Raw genomic sequence first — 19,376 nt, forward strand, 5'->3', positions numbered from 1 at the left:
CAGATGTGGAAGCCCGGTAACGGGTGGAGCTGACTGGTACTAATAGGCCGAGGGCTTGTCCTCAGTTGCTCGCGTCCACTGTGTTAGTTCTGAAGTAACGAACTCGCCTTGCCGGCTTGAGTTCCAACTTCATAGTGTTTCGGTGGTCATAGCGTTAGGGAAACGCCCGGTTACATTCCGAACCCGGAAGCTAAGCCTTTCAGCGCCGATGGTACTGCAGGGGGGACCCTGTGGGAGAGTAGGACGCCGCCGAACAATCATTGTGGGAAAGCCCCGCACCTTCTGGTGCGGGGCTTTTCTGCGTTCAGGGCCCCAGGTCGGCGGCAGGCCGGCCCGTGCAGGGACTCCTGTAGGGTCAGGGGGCATCGATTCGACCATTTCTAGCGTCACAGTGGAGGCCCCCGGGTGGAGGTCCAGGAGACTCGGGTTCAGACCGACCGAATTTTCACCATTCCGAACATCCTGAGCATGGCTCGTCTCGTCGGCGTACCGCTGTTCCTCTGGCTCATCCTGGAGGGCTACGACGGGTGGGCGCTGGCCGTCCTGATGCTCAGCGGGATCAGTGACTACCTCGACGGAAAACTCGCGCGCCGCTGGAATCAGATCAGCAAACTGGGCCGCCTGCTGGACCCCGCCGCGGACCGCCTCTACGTCCTGACCACCCTCTTCGGTCTGACCTGGCGGGAGATCCTGCCCCTGTGGCTCACCGCGGCGCTTCTCGCCCGTGAGGCGATGCTGCTGGTCATGGTGTGGATCCTGCGCCGGCACGGCTATCCGCCGCCGCAGGTGAACTTCCTCGGCAAGGCCGCGACCTTCAACCTGATGTACGCCTTCCCCCTGCTCCTGCTCAGTGACGGAACCGGCTGGTTGGCCTGGATGGCGTCCGTTTTCGGATGGGCGTTCGCAGGATGGGGTACAACTCTCTATTGGTGGGCAGGAATCCTTTACGTGGTGCAAGTCCGCCGGCTGGTCAGGGCTACCACGGCCGATTGAGCTCACTCGGCACCGGTACTGACGCGGATGAGTTGCGGAGTATCCGCCCCGGATGAGTGAGGTCGGCTGGACCGTCATCTCTCTAGGAGGACTCTTCCGACATGAAGGCCGTCGTGATGGCCGGTGGCGAAGGTACGCGGCTTCGCCCCATGACCTCAAGCATGCCCAAGCCGCTCCTGCCGGTGGCGAACCGGCCGATCATGGAGCACGTGCTGAGGCTGCTCAAGCGGCATGGGCTCAGCGAGACCGTGGTCACGGTGCAGTTCCTGGCGTCCCTCGTCAAGAACTACTTCGGTGACGGCGAGGAGCTCGGCATGGAGCTCACCTACGCCAACGAGGAAAAGCCTCTTGGCACTGCCGGCAGCGTGAAGAACGCCGAGGAAGCCCTGAAGGACGACACCTTCCTCGTCATCTCCGGCGACGCGCTGACCGACTTCGACCTCACCGACCTCATCAATTTCCACAAGGAGAAGGGCGCACTGGTCACGGTGTGCCTGACCCGGGTGCCGAACCCGCTGGAATTCGGCATCACCATCGTGGACGAGGAGGGGAAGGTCGAGCGCTTCCTCGAGAAGCCGACATGGGGGCAGGTGTTCTCGGACACCATCAACACCGGCATCTACGTGATGGAGCCGGAAATCTTCGACTACGTCGACCCGGACGTCTCGGTCGACTGGTCCGGTGACGTCTTCCCCCAGCTGATGAAGGAAGGCCGCCCGATCTACGGCTACGTGGCCGAGGGCTACTGGGAGGACGTGGGCACCCACGAGAGCTACGTCAAGGCGCAGGCCGACGTCCTCGAGGGCAAGGTCCAGGTCGACATGGACGGCTTCGAGATCTCGCCCGGCGTCTGGATCGCCGAAGGGGCCGAGGTCAGCCCCGACGCCGTGCTGCGCGGGCCGCTGTACGTCGGGGACTACGCCAAGGTCGAGGCCGGGGTGGAGCTCCGCGAGCACACCGTCATCGGGTCGAACGTGGTCGTGAAGAGCGGAGCCTTCCTCCACAAGGCCGTCGTCCACGACAACGTCTACATCGGCCCCCACAGCAACCTGCGCGGCTGCGTCATCGGCAAGAACACCGACATCATGCGGGCAGCCCGGATCGAGGACGGCGCCGTCATCGGTGACGAGTGCCTCGTGGGCGAAGAATCCATCGTCCAGGGCAATGTGCGCGTCTACCCGTTCAAGACGGTCGAGGCCGGTGCCTTCGTCAACACCTCGGTCATCTGGGAGTCCCGCGGCCAGGCACACCTGTTCGGCGCCCGGGGAGTCTCCGGGATCCTGAACGTGGAGATCACCCCCGAGCTGGTGGTCAAGCTGGCGGGCGCCTACGCGACGACGCTGAAGAAGGGCGCGATCGTCACCACGGCCCGTGACCACTCCCGAGGCGCCCGTGCGCTCAAGCGCGCGGTGATCTCGGCGCTCCAGGCCAGCGCCATCGACGTCCGCGACCTGGAGAACGTACCGCTGCCGGTGGCGCGCCAGCAGACGGCCCGCGGCGCGGCGGGCGGGATCATGATCAGGACCTCGCCCGGGGTGCCGGACTCCGTGGACATCATGTTCCTCGACGAGCGGGGAGCCGACCTCTCGCAGGCGCAGCAGCGCAAGCTGGACCGAGTGTACGCACGTCAGGAGTACCGGCGTGCCTTCCCCGGGGAAATCGGCGACCTGCAGTTCCCGTCGAGCGTCTTCGACTCGTACACGGGCTCGCTGCTGCGGCGGGTCGACACCACCGGGATCGCCGACGCCGGGCTCAAGGTCGTCGTGGACGCCTCGAACGGCAGCGCGGGGCTCGTGCTGCCCAGCCTGCTCGGCCGGCTCGGCGTCGACGCGCTGACGATCAACCCCGGCCTGGACGAGTCCAGGCCGACCGAGACGCGGGAGTCCCGGCGGGCCGGGCTGGTGCGCCTCGGGGAGATCGTGGCGTCGGCGCGGGCGGCCTTCGGGGTGCGGTTCGACCCGGTGGGCGAGCGGATCTCGCTGGTGGACGAGCGGGGCCGGATCATCGAGGACGACCGGGCGCTGCTCGTGCTCCTCGACCTGGTGGCCGCCGAGAAGCGCAGCGGCAAGGTGGCCCTGCCGGTGACCACGACGCGGGTCGCCGAGCAGGTGGCGGCGTACCACGGCACCCAGGTGGAGTGGACGACGACCTCGCCCGACGACCTGACCCGGGTCGGCCGGGAGGAGACGACGATCTTCGGCGGGGACGGGCGGGGCGGGTTCATCGTTCCCGAGTTCAGCTCCGTATTCGACGGGTCGGCGGCCTTCGTGCAGCTGATCGGACTGGTGGCCCGGACGCAGCTCACCCTGAGCCAGATCGACGCCCGGATTCCGCGTGCGCACGTGCTCAAGCGGGACGTGCCCACGCCGTGGGCGGCGAAGGGCCTCGTCATGCGGCGGGTCGTGGAGGCGGCGGGTGACCGTCAGGTGGACACCACCGACGGGGTGCGCGTGGTGGAGGCCGACGGGCGGTGGGCGCTGGTCCTGCCGGACCCGGCGGAGGCTGTCACCCACCTGTGGGCCGAAGGCCCCGACGACGCCTCCGCCCAGGCGCTCCTCGACGAATGGGGTGCGGTCGTGGACGGAGCCGGGCAGCACTGACGCGCGGTGCCGGCGGGCCGGGTGCGGGGATCTCCGCCCCGGCCCGCCGGACGAGCGCATTGGGTGGGGGCGGCGCCGACATGCGACGATGTGCGGCATGTCGCAGCCGCCCAACAACCGGAGCTCGGCCACACCGCCGGCGCGCCCGGACGCGTCCATGTCGCTGCTGACCCATGTGATGGACCACAGCCTCGACGAGGGCTATGCGGAAGCTTCGGCCCGGCGCGAGGCGGACGGTACGGCGGGGCTGCCCCGCACGCTCAAGGCCAAGCTGGGGCTCGCTGCGGGGCTGGTGCTCGCCGCCATGGTCGTCACGCTCGGTGCCGCGCAGGCGCGTGTCTCGGCGCCGGTGCTGGCCAAGGAGCGTCAGGAACTGATCGACCGGGTGCAGCGGGCCGATGACCACGCGGACGGTCTGGAGCGCGACACGGACCGGCTGCGGACCGAGGTCGCCGACCGGCAGCGCGTGGCGCTGAAGCAGCAGGTCGGCGAGCGGGGCAGGCTGGTGGAACTGCTGGCGGGCGCAACCGATGTGCGTGGTCCCGGCGTCAAACTGATCGTGGACGACGCCAAGGGCGCCTCGTCGGGCGGCGGTGGCGGCCCGCGCGAGAGCGCCGGGTTCTCGAACACCGGCCGGGTGCGCGACCGCGACATGCAGCGGATCGTCAACGGACTGTGGCAGGCGGGCGCCGAGGCCGTGTCGATCAACGGGCAGCGGCTGACGGCGCTGTCGGCGATCAGGGCCGCGGGTGACGCGATACTGGTCGACAACAAACCCCTGGTGCCGCCCTACGAGGTCCTCGCGGTGGGCGACAAGAAGGGGCTCGGGACCACGTTCCAGGACTCCGTGGACGGCCAGTACCTGCACGTCCTGCAGGAGAGCTACGGGATCCGCTACAGCCTGACCCCGGTGGACGAGGTGCGGCTGCCTGCGGCTTCGAGCCTGACCGTCCGCTCAGCCACAGCAGAAGAGCCGAAGAAGGGTGCATCGTGATCGCGGTACTGGGCCTCTTGGCCGGAGTGGTGGTCGGGCTTCTGGTCCGGCCCGAGGTGCCGGCCGTGGTGGAGCCCTATCTGCCGATCGCCGTGGTCGCCGCGCTCGACGCGGTGTTCGGCGGTCTCCGCGCGATGCTGGACGGGATCTTCGTCGACAAGGTCTTCGTGGTGTCGTTCCTGTCGAACGTGGTCGTGGCCGCGCTGATCGTCTTCCTCGGTGACAAGCTGGGCGTCGGCTCGCAGCTGTCGACGGGTGTGGTCGTCGTCCTCGGCATCCGGATCTTCTCCAACGCCGCGGCCATCCGCCGGCACGTCTTCCGGGCGTGAGGCCGATGAGCACGGAGAACACCCCGCCCGGCGAGCCGGAGGTCCCCGGTCGGTCCGGGTCGAAGCCCCAGCAGCCCCAGAAGCCGCCGCAGCCCCAGCAACAACCCGCGTCGGAACAGCCCGGGCCCCAGGAGCCCCCGCGGCAGCCCGGGCCGGCCGTGCCGGAGGAGACCGGGCGCCAGCGCCTGGCCGCCGGGCTGTGGCCGCCCCGGTTCAGCCGGGCCCAACTGATCGTCGCGCTGCTGCTGTTCGTCCTGGGGCTCGGTCTCGCGATCCAGGTCCGCTCCAACAGCGACTCCAGCGCGCCGCTGCGCGGTGCCCGTCAGGAGGACCTGGTACGGATCCTCGACGAGCTGGACGGGCGGACCCAGCGCCTGGAGGACGAGAAGCAGAGGCTGGAGGACCAGCGCAAGGAGCTGCAGAGCAGCTCCAACCAGGCCGAGGAGGCTCGGCGGCAGACGGTTGAGAAGGAGCGCCAACTGGGCATCCTGGCCGGTACGGTGGCCGCACAGGGCCCGGGGATCACGCTGCGGATCACCGACGCCAAGGGGCAGGTGCGGTCCGACCAGCTGCTGGACACCCTCCAGGAGCTGCGGGCGGCCGGGGCGGAGGCGATCCAGATCAACGGGGTGCGCGTCGTGGCGGGCTCGTACTTCTCGGACGAGGCCGGCGGGGTCGGGATCGACGGTAAGAAGATCACACAGCCCTACGAGTTCAAGGTCATCGGCAAACCGCAGGATCTGGAGCCCGCGCTCAACATCCCGGGAGGTGTCGTGCAGACCATGGAGAAGGAACAGGCGACCGTTGCCGTCACACGGTCGGCGAAGATCGTTGTGGATGCCTTGCGGGCTGCGAAGCAGCCTGACTACGCTCGGTCGTCATCGTCGTGACGCGTAGCGGTGTGCGGACGGTCTCACGCGGGCCGGCGCCTGCGGGGGGTCGACGCACGGAAGTCGCCGTGCGTGGTGGAAACTGTCTGGTGGTTACGGACGTTGTCAGAATGTCCGGGTCGGCAGGTGTGTGCATGCAGAGTTCGTCCTGCCCCACGGGCGGGTCTGTTTCGGTCAAGGGGAATCGCCCGTGAAGTTGTTTGAGAAGTTGTTCGGCAAGAAGAAGAACGAGGAAAGCGGTGGCTCGCGGCATCGCGCGGGGCAGCCGGGAGCGGAGGGGCAGGGCGACAGGCCGCTCTTCCGCGACGAGGTGGCCGGCCCGGGTGACCCTGCGGGGGGCGGCGCGTCGTCCGTTGACCCCGCCGGTTCCGGACGCATAGGTTTCGGTGAACCGTCAAGCTCCAGTGCGGGTGGAGGGTTTGCCTCCGACCCCTATGCCACCAGTGCCTCCGCGGGGCAGCCGCGGCGCGAGGAGCCGTCCATGTCGGCCGAGCAGACGTGCGGCAGGTGCGGACACCGCAGCGATGCGGCGAGCCGTTTCTGCTCCAACTGCGGGGCGCCGCTGCGGCCGGGTCTGACGCCGGAGCGTGCCTCGGAGACCACGTCCACCATCTCGATCTCCGGCCTCGAGGCCTACGAGGCCGAGGGGTCGGGCCAGCACCTGTCGTCCTCGCTGTCCCCCGAGGCCCAGGCCGCGGTGGAGGCGCTGCCGCCCGGTTCCGCCCTGCTGATCGTGCGGCGCGGGCCCAACTCGGGCAGCCGGTTCCTCCTGGACGGCGAGCTGACCACTGCGGGCCGGCACCCGCAGAGCGACATCTTCCTGGACGACATCACCGTGTCCCGCCTGCATGTCGAATTCCGCCGGAGCCCGGAGGGCGGCTTCACCGTCGCCGACGTGGGCAGCCTCAACGGCACGTACGTGAACCGCGAGCCGATCGAGTCCGTCGCCCTGCACAACGGTGACGAGGTGCAGATCGGCAAGTACCGGCTGGTCTTCTACGCGAGCCTGCGGGGCGCCTGACCCCCTCGGACACCGTCCGGGGGGAACCCCACCCCCGGACACCCTCCGGGGGGACCCAGGGAAGGTTCCATGCTGCGTACCCCGACGGGCGGTGCCCCGAAGAACGGCACCGCCGGCTCGGCCGGACAGCTGGTCAGCATCGGCACGGTGCTGGCCACGCTGCGGGACGAGTTCCCCGAAGTCACGATTTCGAAGATCCGCTTCCTGGAGGCGGAGGGGCTGGTCGAGCCCCGGCGCACACCTTCCGGATACCGCAAGTTCAGCGCGGCGGACGTCGAGCGGCTCGGGCGCATCCTGCGCCTGCAGCGCGACCACTACCTCCCGCTGAAGGTCATCCGGGAGCAGCTCGACGCGCTCGACCGCGGAGAGCAGATCCGCATCCCCGCGCCCGCCGCGCACGGGGAGTCGGTGGATCCCGCGCAGTCCTCCGCCGGGGGCGGGGAGGCCGGCGGGGAGCGGCCGACGGCGGCCCGGGTGGGCCGGGCCGAGCTGATCGCCGCCGCCGAGGTGGACGAGGCGCAGCTCGAGGAGTGGGAGTCGTACGGGCTCGTCTCCGAGGCACCGGACGGCGGGTTCGACGCCGGGACGGTCACCGTGGCCAGGCTCATCGCGGACCTCGGGCGGTTCGGACTCGAGCCCCGGCACCTGCGGGGCATGAAGGCGGCGGCGGACCGCGAGGCCGGCCTGGTGGAGCAGCTGGTCTCCCCGCTGCGCCGGCACCGCAACCCGCAGACCAGAGCCCATGCCGAGGCCACCATGAGGGAGCTCGCGGGGCTCTCCGTACGGCTTCACGAGGCCCTGGTCCAGACCGCTCTCGGGCTGCGTCCGCACTGACCGGAGGGGTCCCGGGGGAGCCCCGACTACCCAAACCTGCCGAGCAGGTCCTAGGGTTGCTGTGTGAACGAGCTCGACGTTGTGGGTGTCCGGGTGGAAATGCCCTCCAACCAACCGATCGTGCTCCTGCGTGAAGTGGGAGGCGACCGGTACCTCCCCATCTGGATCGGTCCTGGGGAGGCGACCGCCATTGCCTTCGCGCAGCAGGGCATGGCCCCTGCCCGGCCGCTGACGCACGACCTGTTCAAGGACGTGCTGGACGCGGTCGGTGAGGAGCTCACCGAGGTCCGGATCACGGATCTGCGGGAGGGCGTCTTCTACGCGGAGCTGGTCTTCGCCAGCGGAGTCGAGGTGAGCGCGAGGCCGTCGGACGCCATAGCGCTGGCCCTGCGCACGGGAACGCCGATCTACGGCAGTGACGGTGTGCTGGACGACGCCGGAATCGCCATTCCCGACGAGCAGGAGGACGAGGTGGAGAAGTTCCGGGAATTCCTCGACCAGATCTCGCCCGAGGACTTCGAGACGGGCCCCCAGTAGCCGCGCCGACGGACGCGTCATCCACCGTGAACGGTCAGCCCATTCAAGTAGCCTTTCCCCGCAATGGGGTACGGGAAACCACTCTCAGGGTGATTATCACTCGGCGTGCCGAGTGTGGCGATCGTTGACGCACCCCTGGTCACTGCCTACCTTCGAGGTGGCAGGTCAAGGACGGAGGGTCGGCGTGAGGATCACGGGCGACGGTACGACCGGGGGCACCCCCGCGCGGAGCGATGGTGGGCCGTACCCGCTGCACAGTGGTGCGGCGGGGTCCGTGCACCGTCAGCCGGCGCCCGCGCCGGTCGGACCGGTGAGCGACGGCCCGGTGTCCGAACAGGTCGGCTACCGGGGACCGACGGCGTGCGCCGCCGCCGGGATCACGTACCGGCAGCTCGACTACTGGGCGCGGACCGGGCTGGTGGAGCCGAGCGTGCGGCCCGCGTACGGCTCGGGGACCCAGCGGCTGTACAGCTTCCGCGACGTGGTCGTCCTGAAGATCGTCAAGCGCTTCCTGGACACCGGGGTGGCGCTGCAGAACATCCGCACCGCCGTGCAGCACCTGCGCGACCGGGGCTTCTCCGACCTGGAGCGCATGACGCTGATGAGCGACGGTGCGACCGTGTACGAGTGCACCTCGCCGGACCAGGTCGTGAGCCTGCTCCAGGGCGGGCAGGGCGTCTTCGGCATCGCGGTGGGCGTCGTCTGGCGCGACGTCGAGAACGCGCTGTCCCAGCTGCACGGCGAGCGCGTGGACACCGGGGAGACCCTGGTCCGCCACAACCCGGCCGACGAGCTGGCCGCCCGCCGGAACCGGGCCGTCTGAGCCCGCCCGCGCTCGCGCCCCCCGGGGCGGGACGCGGGACGCGGGCCGCGGCCACGGATCACCGCGTTGTCAGTGGCATGGGGCAGCATCGGTACTGTGAGAGCCGCGCCGACCATCCTGCACCTGGACATGGACGCCTTCTACGCCTCCGTCGAGCAGGCGTCGAAGCCCAGCCTGCGCGGGAAGGCCGTGATCGTCGGAGGGCTCGGACCGCGCGGGGTCGTGGCCACCGCCTCGTACGAGGCCAGGCGCTTCGGGGTGCACTCGGCGATGCCGACCGCGCAGGCCCGCCGGCTCTGCCCGAACGGCGCGTACCTGATTCCGCGCTTCACCCTCTACCGCGAGGTCAGCGAGCTGGTCATGGGCCTGCTCCGGGAGCTGTCGCCGCTCGTGGAGCCGCTCAGCCTCGACGAGGCCTTCGTGGACCTGGAGGCGGGCGGAGCCGCCTTCGACTCGGAGAGCGCCCGCGCCACGGGGGAGCGTCTGCGGGCGGAGATCCTGGCGCTCACGGGGCTCAGCGGCTCGGTCGGACTGGCCGGGTCCAAGATGCTGGCCAAGGTGGCCTCGGAGGAGGCCAAGCCGGACGGACTGCTGCTGATCGAGCCCGGTACCGAACGCGAGCTCCTCGCGCCCATGTCGGTGCGCACCCTTCCGGGTGTCGGGCCGGCCACCGGTGAACACCTGCGCCGGGCCGGGATCACCACCGTGGGGGAGCTGGCCGAGGCGGGCGAGGACGAGTTGGTGCGGATGGTGGGCAGGGCGCACGGGGTGGGGCTCTACCGGATGGCGCTGGGTCTGGACGACCGGCCGGTGGTCGCGGAGCGCGACGCGAAGTCCGTGTCGGTCGAGGACACCTTCGACGTGGACCTGCACGACCGGGTACGGATCCGGAACGAGGTGCAGCGGCTCGCGGACCGCTGCGTGGGCCGGCTGCGCGGCTCGGGGCACTCGGGGCGGACCATCGTCCTGAAGGTCCGCCGGTACGACTTCTCGACCCTGACCCGCTCGGAGACGCTGCGGGGGCCCACCGACGACGCGACCGTGGTGCGGGAGGCTGCGGCGCGGCTGCTGGAGGGCGTGGACACCACCGGCGGCGTGCGGCTGCTGGGGGTGGGGGTGACGGGGCTCGCGGACTACACCCAGGAGGACCTGTTCGCCCACGCGCTGGCCGCGGCCGCGGAGGCGGAGGAGGCGGCCGGCGCCGGGGCCACGGGGGCCGGAGGAGCCGGCGAGGACCCTGCGGAGTCCTCCGGGGATGCGGAGCCGCCCGAGGAACCGGCGCAGGCCGTGGAGGGCACGGAGGCCGCTCCCGTACGGCACTGGGCCGCCGGGAGCGACGTACGGCACGCGGTGTACGGGCCGGGGTGGGTGCAGGGCAGCGGGGTCGGCCGGGTGACCGTACGGTTCGAGCAGCCCGGATCACCCCCGGGCCGGGTCCGCACCTTCCGGCTGGACGACCCGGAGCTGGAGGCCTCGGACCCGCTGCCCCTGGTGGGGGAGGGCCCTTAGGGCCTGTCCTGCGGGTGGGGGTGCTGGAAGTCGGAGGGGAGGGCCACGTCGAGGCCGTAGTGGTGGTAGAGCTGGAGCTCCTGTTCGGGGGAGAGGTGGCGGCCGACGCCGAAGTCGGGGGCGTCCTTGATCAGGGAGCGTTCGAAGGGCACGCGCAGGGCGTCGTCCACCACCTCGCTGGGTTCCAGGGGGACGAAGGCGTCGCGGCCGAAGAGGCCCGTCCGGACGGCGGCCCACTCCGGGACGCCCGTGGCGTCGTCGAGGTAGACCTCGTCCACGGTGCCGATCTTGGCGCCGTTGCGGTCGAACGCCTTGCGGCCGATCAGGCTGCGCGGATCGATGTCGGTCTGCACGGTCCCTCCGTACGGTCGCAGTGATGCAGAGCTCATCCGTCATGACTACAAAAGTGCATATTTGAAGAGGGGGCCACTCGAGGGAGGGTCGAGATCCTCGCTGGTAGGCTGGGTGACGGCTGTTGACCCTGTGCGGGAGAGTCCTCCGAGTGAGTACGACGGAGGCGCCGAAGGAGCAAATCCTCCCCGGAATCTCTCAGGCATACGTACCGCACGTGACGAGGCCACTCTGGAAAGCAGGGGCAGGCTCCGGACCCGCAGTACCGGCGCTTCTCCTCACCGACGGTGAAAGCCGGAGCTCTCGGGCGAACCCCGCGGCTCCGGTGAAGCTCTCAGGTTGAGATGACAGAGGGGGAGGCCGTCCGGGTGCCCGCGCCGTGGTGCCCCTCGCAGGTCATACGACCAGGAGGCCTCCGTTATGACCGCCAACCGCATTCCGCTCTCCCAGCTCGAGCGGGGCATCCCCTTCGAGCAGCGTCACATCGGCCCGGACGCCGAAGCGCAGGCGAAGATGCTCGCCCAGGTGGGCTACGGCTCCCTCGACGAGCTCACCGCCGCCGCGGTACCGGATGTGATCAAGACCGCCGAGGCGCTGAACCTGCCCGAGGCGCGCACCGAAGCCGAGGTGCTGGCCGAGCTGCGCTCGCTCGCCGACCGCAACCAGGTGCTCTCCTCGATGATCGGTCTCGGCTACTACGGGACCTTCACCCCGCCGGTGATCCTGCGCAACGTCATGGAGAACCCGGCCTGGTACACGGCGTACACCCCATACCAGCCGGAGATCTCGCAGGGCCGCCTCGAGGCGCTGCTGAACTTCCAGACCCTCGTCGCCGACCTGACCGGTCTGCCGACCTCCGGCGCCTCCCTGCTCGACGAGGGCACCGCGGCCGCCGAGGCCATGTCGCTGGCCCGCCGCGTGGGCAAGGTCAAGGACGGCGTCTTCCTCGTCGACGCCGACGCGCTGCCCCAGACCATCGCCGTGATCGAGACCCGCGCCGAGCCCACGGGCGTCGAGGTCGTCGTCGCCGACCTGTCCGAGGGCATCCCGGCCGAGATCGCCGAGCGCGGTGTCTTCGGCGTGCTGCTCCAGTACCCGGGCGCCTCCGGCGCCGTCCGTGACATCAAGCCGGTCATCGACCAGGCGCACGAGCGCGGCGCGATCGTCACCGTCTCCGCCGACCTGCTGGCGCTGACCCTGCTGACCTCCCCGGGCGAGCTGGGCGCGGACATCGCCGTCGGCACCACCCAGCGCTTCGGCGTCCCGATGGGCTTCGGCGGCCCGCACGCCGGCTACATGGCCGTCCAGGCCAAGCACGCCCGCTCGCTGCCCGGCCGCCTCGTCGGCGTCTCCGTGGACGCGGACGGCAACAAGGCGTACCGCCTGGCCCTGCAGACCCGCGAGCAGCACATCCGCCGCGAGAAGGCCACCAGCAACATCTGCACCGCGCAGGTGCTGCTCGCCGTCATGGCCGGGATGTACGCGGTCTACCACGGCCCGGACGGCCTGAAGACGATCGCGCGCCGCACCCACCGCTACGCCGCGCTGCTCGCCGCGGGTCTGACGGCCGGCGGGGTCGAGCTGGTCCACGGCTCCTTCTTCGACACGGTCACGGCCCGCGTGCCCGGCAAGGCCGCCGAGGTCGTCGCCGCCGCCCGCGAGGGCGGGGTCAACCTGTACCGGGTCGACGCCGACCACGTCTCGGTCGCCTGCGACGAGACCACGCGCCGCGCCGACCTCGAGGCCGTCTGGGCCGCCTTCGGTGTCACCGCTGACATCGAGGCCCTGGACGGGACCGCCGCCGACACGCTGCCCGAGGGGCTGCTGCGCTCGGACGCGTACCTCACCCACCCGGTCTTCCACCAGCACCGCTCCGAGACCGCGATGCTGCGCTACCTGCGCAAGCTCTCGGACAAGGACTACGCGCTGGACCGCGGCATGATCCCGCTGGGCTCCTGCACCATGAAGCTCAACGCGACCACCGAGATGGAGCCGGTCACCTGGCCCGAGTTCGGCCAGCTGCACCCCTTCGCCCCGGTCGAGCAGGCCGAGGGGTACCTCACGCTCATCAACGAGCTGGAGGAACGTCTCTGCGAGGTCACCGGCTACGACAAGGTCTCCATCCAGCCGAACGCCGGCTCCCAGGGCGAGCTCGCCGGTCTGCTCGCCGTACGCGCGTACCACCGCGCGAACGGCGACGAGCAGCGCACCGTCTGTCTCATCCCGTCCTCCGCGCACGGCACCAACGCCGCCAGCGCCGTGATGGCCGGCATGAAGGTCGTCGTCGTCAAGACCGCCGACGACGGCGAGGTGGACGCGGACGACCTGCGCGCCAAGATCGAGCAGTACCGTGACGAGCTCTCCGTGCTCATGATCACCTACCCGTCGACGCACGGTGTGTTCGAGGAGCACGTCGCCGACATCTGCGCCCAGGTGCACGAGGCCGGCGGCCAGGTGTACGTGGACGGCGCGAACCTGAACGCCCTGGTGGGCCTGGCCAAGCCGGGTCACTTCGGCGGCGACGTCTCGCACCTGAACCTGCACAAGACCTTCTGCATCCCGCACGGCGGCGGCGGCCCGGGCGTCGGCCCGGTCGGTGTCCGGGCGCACCTGGCCCCGTACCTGCCCAACCACCCGCTCCAGCCGGCCGCCGGCCCCGAGACGGGCGTCGGCCCGATCTCGGCCGCCCCGTGGGGTTCGGCGGGCATCCTGCCGATCTCCTGGTCGTACGTCCGCCTGATGGGCGGCGAGGGCCTCAAGCGCGCCACCCAGGTGGCGGTGCTCGGCGCCAACTACATCGCCAAGCGCCTGGAGCACCACTACCCGGTGCTCTACACCGGTCCGGGCGACCTGGTCGCGCACGAGTGCATCATCGATCTGCGTCCGCTGTCGAAGGCCACGGGTGTGAGCGTCGACGACATCGCCAAGCGCCTGATCGACTACGGCTTCCACGCGCCGACCATGTCCTTCCCGGTGGCCGGCACGCTGATGATCGAGCCGACGGAGTCCGAGGACCTCGTCGAGATCGACCGCTTCTGCGACGCGATGATCGCGATCCGTGCGGAGATCGAGCGGGTCGCGGCCGGTGAGTGGCCGGTGGACGACAACCCGCTGGCCAACGCCCCGCACACCGCCGCGGCGCTGGGCGGCGAGTGGAACCACCCGTACACCCGCGACGAGGCCGTCTTCCCCGGGGGCGTCTCCGCCGCCGAGAAGTACTGGCCGCCGGTGCGCCGGATCGACGGCGCCTTCGGCGACCGGAACCTGGTCTGCTCCTGCCCGCCGCTGGACGAGTACGACCACTGACACGGCAGCCGGGCCCGTCGCTGACGGGCCGGTGACAGGGTGAAGGGGCCGGTCCCGGAGCATTGCGCTCCGGGACCGGCCCCTTCTTCGTCCGTGCGTCCGCGCCGTGCGGTGCCCTAGGCCACCGCGAGCGGGCGGTGCGGAGCGATGATCTGGCCGTCCGGCAGCAGCTCACCGGTGTCCTCGAAGAGCAGGACGCCGTTGCACAGCAGGCTCCAGCCCTGTTCCGGGTGGTTGGCCACCGGGCGCGCGGCCTCCCGGTCGGCGGATTCTGATGACGGGCAGGCAGGCTGGTGCTGGCACATGGATGGGTTCTTTCGCTGCGGTGTGGTCTGTTCGCTACGGCTCGATGCGTGATTCATGGCCGTCCCCCTGGGTCGTCCCCGCACCTGCGGGGAGGATGTCCTCAGTGTTCCCCCAGGACGGCTGCTTCGCAGGTATTTCCCGGCAGCTGTCCTCTTGGAATGAGGACGCATCACCCGTGCGGGCGGTTCACGCCAACTCCCCTGTCATTTCGGGTGGTTCGCATTGACCCGAGCGGACTAGGCCGAATGGGTGATCCGGGTCAAGCCGCAGGGGCCGCCAGGGTGGGTGGGGCCGGTGGGGCGGTCCGGGTCAGCCGGTGGGTCAGTACGGGCAGCAGCTCCGAGACCGGGTGCGGCCGGAAGGGCGCGATCCCGGGCGGCGCCGGGGCCAGCGGCACCAGCAGGTCGGCGGCGGCGGGGAGGCCGGCGGCGGCGTCGGCGCCCACCGCCCCGTGCAGCCACAGGGTCAGCATGTACAGCTCGGGCACCGACAGCAGGCGGGGCTGGTAGGCCTTGCCGAGCGACTCCGCCTGGCGCAGGGCGCGTTCGGTGGCGGCGACGTAGGGGCCCTCGAAGAAGTGGGAGAAGGCCCAGCCGTCGGGGGTCAGGCGGGTGTCGGCCGCCGCGATGAAGCGGTCGCCGCTGCGGATCAGGAACCGCCAGCCGGTGAGACGGGTGCGGGGCGGGCGGCCGCCGGCCGTGTGGCCGGACACGCCCAGCCGGTCGAGCACGTGGACCGGGAGCGCGAGTTCGGCGGTCATCGGACCCTGGACCGCGCGCAGGGCGGGGGTGTGTGCCTCGTGGACGGCGGTGGGAGAACCGAGTGCCGCGAGGACGCTGCGCAGGGCGGGCGCGGGAGCCGGGGGGACATGCAGCGGCATGGTGGGTCGCCTCTCACTTGGGAGACCGGTGGTACGGGGGAAAGTGCGGACGGAGCTGTCGCATTCTGGGGTCAGAGGTGGGCCTTGGGGCAATGGCCGCGCGCCAACTCTCTGCCTCGTTTGCGGAGTTTATACGACATGTGTTCACACAGTGTTTCGGCTAGCCGTCCCGCCTATTGCCGGCAAGGCGCCTTCCGGACCCGCTGTCATGGTATTCATGCCGGTTGCGCGTGGACAGACCGCGCTGACCTGGAAGGTTACCGGAAAGGTGCTCGGCTGGAAAGCTTCGCCAATGTGAAATCGGCAAAACCCAGGGGGAATTTGCATCCGGTGGGTTGCCAGGCGAATGTGCCGGAGCGCCCATCTGGCCATACCGGCGCGCGCTCCCCGCCAAGCCCCCGCTCCGGCGTTATGGATCACGGTGCTTGGGCATCATCGACCGTAACGCGCGCCCGGGTGCTCTGGGCCCGGCCACTCGAGGAGGGACGCTTCGATGGGGGAGAAGGTCGTGGCAGGCGGATTCGACCTGTCCGATCGGCATCGGTATCGGAGGAAGCTTCACGAGTGCCTGGAGGGGCTGGAGCGGCTTCTGGCGGAGAAGAGGTTCGATCGTCCCAAGAACATGATGGGGCTGGAGATAGAGCTGAATCTCGCGGGTGCCGACGGTATGCCGCGCATGGTGAATGCACAGGTGCTGGAGCGGATTGCGAGCCCCGATTTCCAGACGGAACTCGGAATGTTCAACCTGGAGGTGAACGTACTCCCCCACCGGCTCGACGGGCGGGTATTCGACCAGCTCGCCGAGGAACTGAGCGCCGGACTGAACTACGCCCACCGCCAGGCCGTGGAGATCGACGCGGGCGTCGTGATGATCGGGATCCTGCCCACGATCTCCCGCGCGGACCTGGCCCTGGCCAACCTCTCGGCGGTGGACCGCTACTCCCTGCTCAACGAGCAGATCCTGATGATGCGGGGGGAGGACTTCCGGCTCGACATCGACGGGGTCGAGCGGCTGACCTGGAGCACCGGGTCGATCGTGCCGGAAGCCGCCTGCACCTCCGTGCAGCTGCACCTCCAGGTCACCCCGGCCCGGTTCTCCGACGTGTGGAACGCGGCGCAGGCGGTGACCGCCGTACAGATAGCGGTGGGGGCCAACTCGCCGTTCCTGTTCGGCCGCGAGCTGTGGCGCGAGTCGCGCCCGCCGCTGTTCACGCAGGCCACGGACACCCGGCCGCCCGAGCTCCAGGCGCAGGGGGTGCGGCCCCGGACCTGGTTCGGGGAGCGGTGGGTGGACTCGGTGTACGAGCTCTTCGCCGAGAACGTCCGCTACTTCCCCTCCCTGCTGCCGATCTGCGACGAGGAGGAACCCCTGCGGGTGCTCGCCGAGGGCGGGGTGCCGAGCCTGCAGGAGCTGGTGCTGCACAACGGCACCGTCTACCGGTGGAACCGGCCCGTCTACGGCGTCGCCGACGGGGTGCCCCACTTGAGGGTGGAGAACCGGGTCCTGCCCGCCGGGCCCACCGTGGCCGACGTCGTCGCCAACGCCGCCTTCTACTACGGGCTCGTACGGACCCTCGCGGACGAGCAGCGCCCCGTGTGGACCCGGATGTCCTTCGCGGAGGCGGAGGCCAACTTCGACGCGGCCTGCCGGTACGGGATCGACGCCCGGATCCGCTGGCCGCGCCGCGGCCGGGCCGGGGGACTGGTGAGCGTACCCGCGGTGCGTCTGGTGCTGGACGAGCTGCTGCCGATGGCGGCGGCCGGGCTGGACGCCTGGGGCATCGAGCCCGCCGACCGGGACCTCTACCTGGGGATCATCGAGGAGCGGTGCCGGCGCCGGGTCAACGGGGCGACCTGGCAGGTGGACACGTACCACCGCGCGCTCGCCGGCGGGCTGGAACGCGACGCCGCCCTCGCGGCCACCACCCGGCGCTACAGCGAGCTGATGCACAGGGGGCACCCCGTGCACACCTGGCCCGTGGGCCTGGAGGAGCAGGAGGTGGACGCCACGACCGCGGTCCGCCGCTGACCGGCGGGCCCGCCGCCCGCCCCGCCCCGTCCGCCCCTCCCTCCCTTCCCGCTGATCCCTTCCCGCCGCCGAGGAGGCAGTATGGGGTGGTGGTCGGAACGGGACGGGAGTCAGGCGTGCGGGTCGAGCCGGAGCCGGTGGGCGTGGAACTGCGCGAGGACGGGCGCCGGGTCCTGCGCAACGAGACCCTGCTCGTGCTCGCGCTCTCGCTGGGCGCGAGCGGCGTCTCGGCGCTGATCAGCTTCGTGGGGTCGCTGACGAAGCCGGGCGGGCTCAAGGACCAGGCGGCCACGCTCAACGGCTCCTACGCGCCCGGACGGCCCTGGCTGGACCTGGCCTGGCAGCTGTTCGGGATCGCGACGGCGCTGGTGCCCGTGCTGCTCGTCGCGCACCTGCTGACCCGCGAGGGCGCGCCCGGGCTCAGGGCGCTCGGCTTCGACCGCACCCGGCCCGGCCGCGACCTGGCCCGGGGCGCGCTCGTCGCCGCCGGCATCGGCAGCGCCGGGCTGGCCTTCTACCTCGCGGCCCGGGCCACCGGCTTCAACCTGACGGTGGTGCCGGAGGCCCTGCCCGACGTGTGGTGGAAGTTCCCGGTGCTGATCCTCTCCGCGGTGCAGAATTCCGTGGTGGAGGAGGTCATCGTGCTGGCGTACCTGCTGCGCCGGCTCGACGGGCTGGGCTGGTCGCCGACGGCCGCGCTGCTCGCCAGCTCGGTGCTGCGCGGCTCGTACCACCTCTACCAGGGCATCGGCGGGTTCATCGGCAACGTGGTGATGGGCGTCGTCTTCGTCCTCGCCTACCGGCGCTGGGGCCGGGTCGGCCCCCTGGTCGTCGCGCACGCCCTGCTCGACCTCGTCGCCTTCGGCGGGTACGCGCTGCTCGCGGGCAAGGTGGGCTGGCTGCCGACGCCCTAGGTCCTGTCGTCAAAGTAGCGCCGGTCAGGCCTGCGGCGTCCGGTGCCGTGCATCGCAAGGCGGAGGGGCGCCCGCGTACTGGACGTACTTGGGTGCCCCGACAACGCGGCGAGGTGCGGTGCCGGGGGCCGCGGGCCAGGCGGGACTTTGACGACAGGGCCTAAGGGGTGTCGGGGGCGGTGAGCAGTTCGCCGTCGATGACGGTGACGGCGTGGCCCGTCAGGAGCGTACGGTCACCCGCGAGCCGCACCCGGACCAGGCCCGTGCGCGCCCCGCCCTGCAGGCCGGTCATCTCGGTGCGGCCCAGGCGCGCCGCCCAGAAGGGGGCGAGGGCGGTGTGGGCGCTGCCCGTCACCGGGTCCTCGTCGACGCCGACGGCGGGGAAGAAGCCGCGCGAGACGAAGTCGTAGCCGCGGGAGGGGTCCTCGGCCGGCGCGGTGACGATCACCCCGCGGCGCGCGTAGGCGCGCAGGGCCGCGTGGTCGGGCGCGAGTTCCCGTACGGTCCGCTCGTCGGCGAGCTCCACCAGCAGGTCGCCGATGTGCTCGGCGGTGTCGTGGACCGACTTCGCCTCGGCGCCCAGCGCCCGGTCCACCTCCGGGACCGGCGCGAGCGGGGTCAGGGACGAGGTCGGGAAGTCCAGCGTGACCGTGCCGTCCGCGGCGACCTCCGCCGTGAGGATCCCGCAGCGCGCGCTGAAGCGGACCGGACCCCGGGCGAGGCCGGCGGCGGCGATGACGTGCGCGGTCGCCAGGGTCGCGTGGCCGCACATGTCGACCTCCGCCGCCGGGGTGAACCAGCGCAGCGCCCAGTCGGCGTCGCCGCCGGGCGGCAGGGGACGGGCGAAGGCCGTCTCGGAGAGGTTCACCTCGGCGGCGACCCGCTGGAGCCAGCTGTCCGGGGGGAAGCCGCCGTCGAGGAGCAGGACTCCGGCGGGGTTCCCCCCGAAGGGACGGTCGGTGAAGGCGTCGACGATTCGGATGCGCATGGGCCGACCGTAGGGGGGTCCGCCGATCGCGGACAAAGGCCAATGCGCGGTGACTGGACTGGTCGGTGTCCC

At 70.9% G+C, this 19,376-nt stretch carries 17 protein-coding genes, 1 rRNA gene and 1 riboswitch; of the genes, 14 read left to right on the plus strand and 4 right to left on the minus strand.

Going from position 1 to position 19,376, the window contains the following annotated elements; all coding sequences use genetic code 11:
- Positions 1-138: 138 nt before the first annotated feature.
- The 11 genes from rrf to ACZ51S_RS00055 all read left to right on the plus strand — a co-directional run bounded on the left by rrf (position 139) and on the right by ACZ51S_RS00055 (position 10,530).
- Positions 139-255: ribosomal RNA gene (gene rrf, locus ACZ51S_RS00005) — 5S ribosomal RNA — on the plus strand.
- A 150-nt stretch (positions 256-405) separates the two neighbouring features.
- The gene (locus ACZ51S_RS00010; RefSeq protein WP_468165397.1) at positions 406-993 is read left to right on the plus strand and encodes a CDP-alcohol phosphatidyltransferase family protein; all 588 of its coding nucleotides are present in this window, start codon (positions 406-408) and stop codon (positions 991-993) included.
- Positions 994-1,094: 101 nt separating this feature from the next.
- Positions 1,095-3,593 carry a sugar phosphate nucleotidyltransferase gene (locus ACZ51S_RS00015; protein WP_388945719.1) on the plus strand — a complete coding sequence of 833 codons (2,499 nt, stop codon included), beginning with the start codon at positions 1,095-1,097 and terminating at the stop codon, positions 3,591-3,593.
- A gap of 88 nt (positions 3,594-3,681) precedes the next feature.
- Complete coding sequence (locus ACZ51S_RS00020; protein WP_468958910.1) at positions 3,682-4,587, plus strand: DUF881 domain-containing protein; 906 nt, start codon at positions 3,682-3,684, stop codon at positions 4,585-4,587.
- Positions 4,584-4,916 (plus strand): small basic family protein, encoded by a 333-nt coding sequence (locus tag ACZ51S_RS00025; protein WP_007262894.1) that lies wholly within the window; start codon positions 4,584-4,586, stop codon positions 4,914-4,916. The genes ACZ51S_RS00020 and ACZ51S_RS00025 overlap by 4 nt, the downstream gene beginning before the upstream one ends.
- A 5-nt stretch (positions 4,917-4,921) precedes the next feature.
- Complete coding sequence (locus ACZ51S_RS00030; RefSeq protein WP_468958913.1) at positions 4,922-5,806, plus strand: DUF881 domain-containing protein; 885 nt, start codon at positions 4,922-4,924, stop codon at positions 5,804-5,806.
- Positions 5,807-5,936: 130 nt separating this feature from the next.
- Positions 5,937-6,827: an FHA domain-containing protein gene (locus ACZ51S_RS00035; RefSeq protein WP_388945727.1), complete on the plus strand. Its 891-nt coding sequence runs from the start codon at positions 5,937-5,939 to the stop codon at positions 6,825-6,827.
- 69 nt (positions 6,828-6,896) lie between these two features.
- Complete coding sequence (ftsR, locus tag ACZ51S_RS00040; protein ID WP_468479880.1) at positions 6,897-7,661, plus strand: transcriptional regulator FtsR; 765 nt, start codon at positions 6,897-6,899, stop codon at positions 7,659-7,661.
- Positions 7,662-7,724: 63 nt separating this feature from the next.
- Complete coding sequence (locus tag ACZ51S_RS00045; protein ID WP_388945733.1) at positions 7,725-8,198, plus strand: bifunctional nuclease family protein; 474 nt, start codon at positions 7,725-7,727, stop codon at positions 8,196-8,198.
- 184 nt (positions 8,199-8,382) lie between these two features.
- A complete protein-coding gene (locus tag ACZ51S_RS00050; protein ID WP_388945736.1) occupies positions 8,383-9,021 on the plus strand; it encodes a MerR family transcriptional regulator in 639 nt (212 codons plus the stop codon).
- A gap of 96 nt (positions 9,022-9,117) precedes the next feature.
- A complete protein-coding gene (locus tag ACZ51S_RS00055) occupies positions 9,118-10,530 on the plus strand; it encodes a DNA polymerase IV (RefSeq protein ID WP_468958916.1) in 1,413 nt (470 codons plus the stop codon).
- Here the strand turns inward: ACZ51S_RS00055 and ACZ51S_RS00060 are convergent.
- Complete coding sequence (locus ACZ51S_RS00060) at positions 10,527-10,883, minus strand: PRC-barrel domain-containing protein (RefSeq protein ID WP_468479878.1); 357 nt, start codon at positions 10,881-10,883, stop codon at positions 10,527-10,529. The two genes, ACZ51S_RS00055 and ACZ51S_RS00060, sit on opposite strands and share 4 nt — an antisense overlap.
- Positions 10,884-11,006: 123 nt before the next feature.
- A riboswitch (glycine riboswitch) is annotated at positions 11,007-11,105 on the plus strand.
- Between the two features lie 196 nt (positions 11,106-11,301).
- On the opposite strand from ACZ51S_RS00060, the gene gcvP reads away from it, so the two are divergent.
- Complete coding sequence (gene gcvP / locus ACZ51S_RS00065; RefSeq protein WP_468958918.1) at positions 11,302-14,187, plus strand: aminomethyl-transferring glycine dehydrogenase; 2,886 nt, start codon at positions 11,302-11,304, stop codon at positions 14,185-14,187.
- 116 nt (positions 14,188-14,303) lie between these two features.
- On the opposite strand, the gene ACZ51S_RS00070 is transcribed toward gcvP, so the two are convergent.
- Together ACZ51S_RS00070 and ACZ51S_RS00075 are read right to left on the minus strand one after the other, a co-directional pair.
- Positions 14,304-14,492, minus strand: a complete 189-nt coding sequence (locus tag ACZ51S_RS00070) for a DUF5999 family protein (RefSeq protein WP_030236602.1) — start codon at positions 14,490-14,492, stop codon at positions 14,304-14,306.
- A gap of 260 nt (positions 14,493-14,752) precedes the next feature.
- Positions 14,753-15,373, minus strand: coding sequence for a hypothetical protein (locus ACZ51S_RS00075; protein ID WP_388945749.1), 621 nt, complete (start codon positions 15,371-15,373; stop codon positions 14,753-14,755).
- Positions 15,374-15,866: 493 nt separating this feature from the next.
- On the opposite strand from ACZ51S_RS00075, the gene ACZ51S_RS00080 reads away from it, so the two are divergent.
- Together ACZ51S_RS00080 and ACZ51S_RS00085 are read left to right on the plus strand one after the other, a co-directional pair.
- On the plus strand, positions 15,867-17,402 hold the full coding sequence (locus ACZ51S_RS00080; protein ID WP_468479876.1) for a glutamate-cysteine ligase family protein: 1,536 nt from the start codon (positions 15,867-15,869) through the stop codon (positions 17,400-17,402).
- A 116-nt stretch (positions 17,403-17,518) separates the two neighbouring features.
- On the plus strand, positions 17,519-18,316 hold the full coding sequence (locus tag ACZ51S_RS00085) for a CPBP family intramembrane glutamic endopeptidase (RefSeq protein ID WP_468479875.1): 798 nt from the start codon (positions 17,519-17,521) through the stop codon (positions 18,314-18,316).
- A 160-nt stretch (positions 18,317-18,476) separates the two neighbouring features.
- Here the strand turns inward: ACZ51S_RS00085 and ACZ51S_RS00090 are convergent, their stop codons facing one another.
- Positions 18,477-19,304, minus strand: a complete 828-nt coding sequence (locus tag ACZ51S_RS00090; protein WP_468478782.1) for a PhzF family phenazine biosynthesis protein — start codon at positions 19,302-19,304, stop codon at positions 18,477-18,479.
- Between the last annotated feature and the right edge of the window lie 72 nt (positions 19,305-19,376).

Source organism: Streptomyces sp. NPDC034043 (assembly GCF_055575675.1).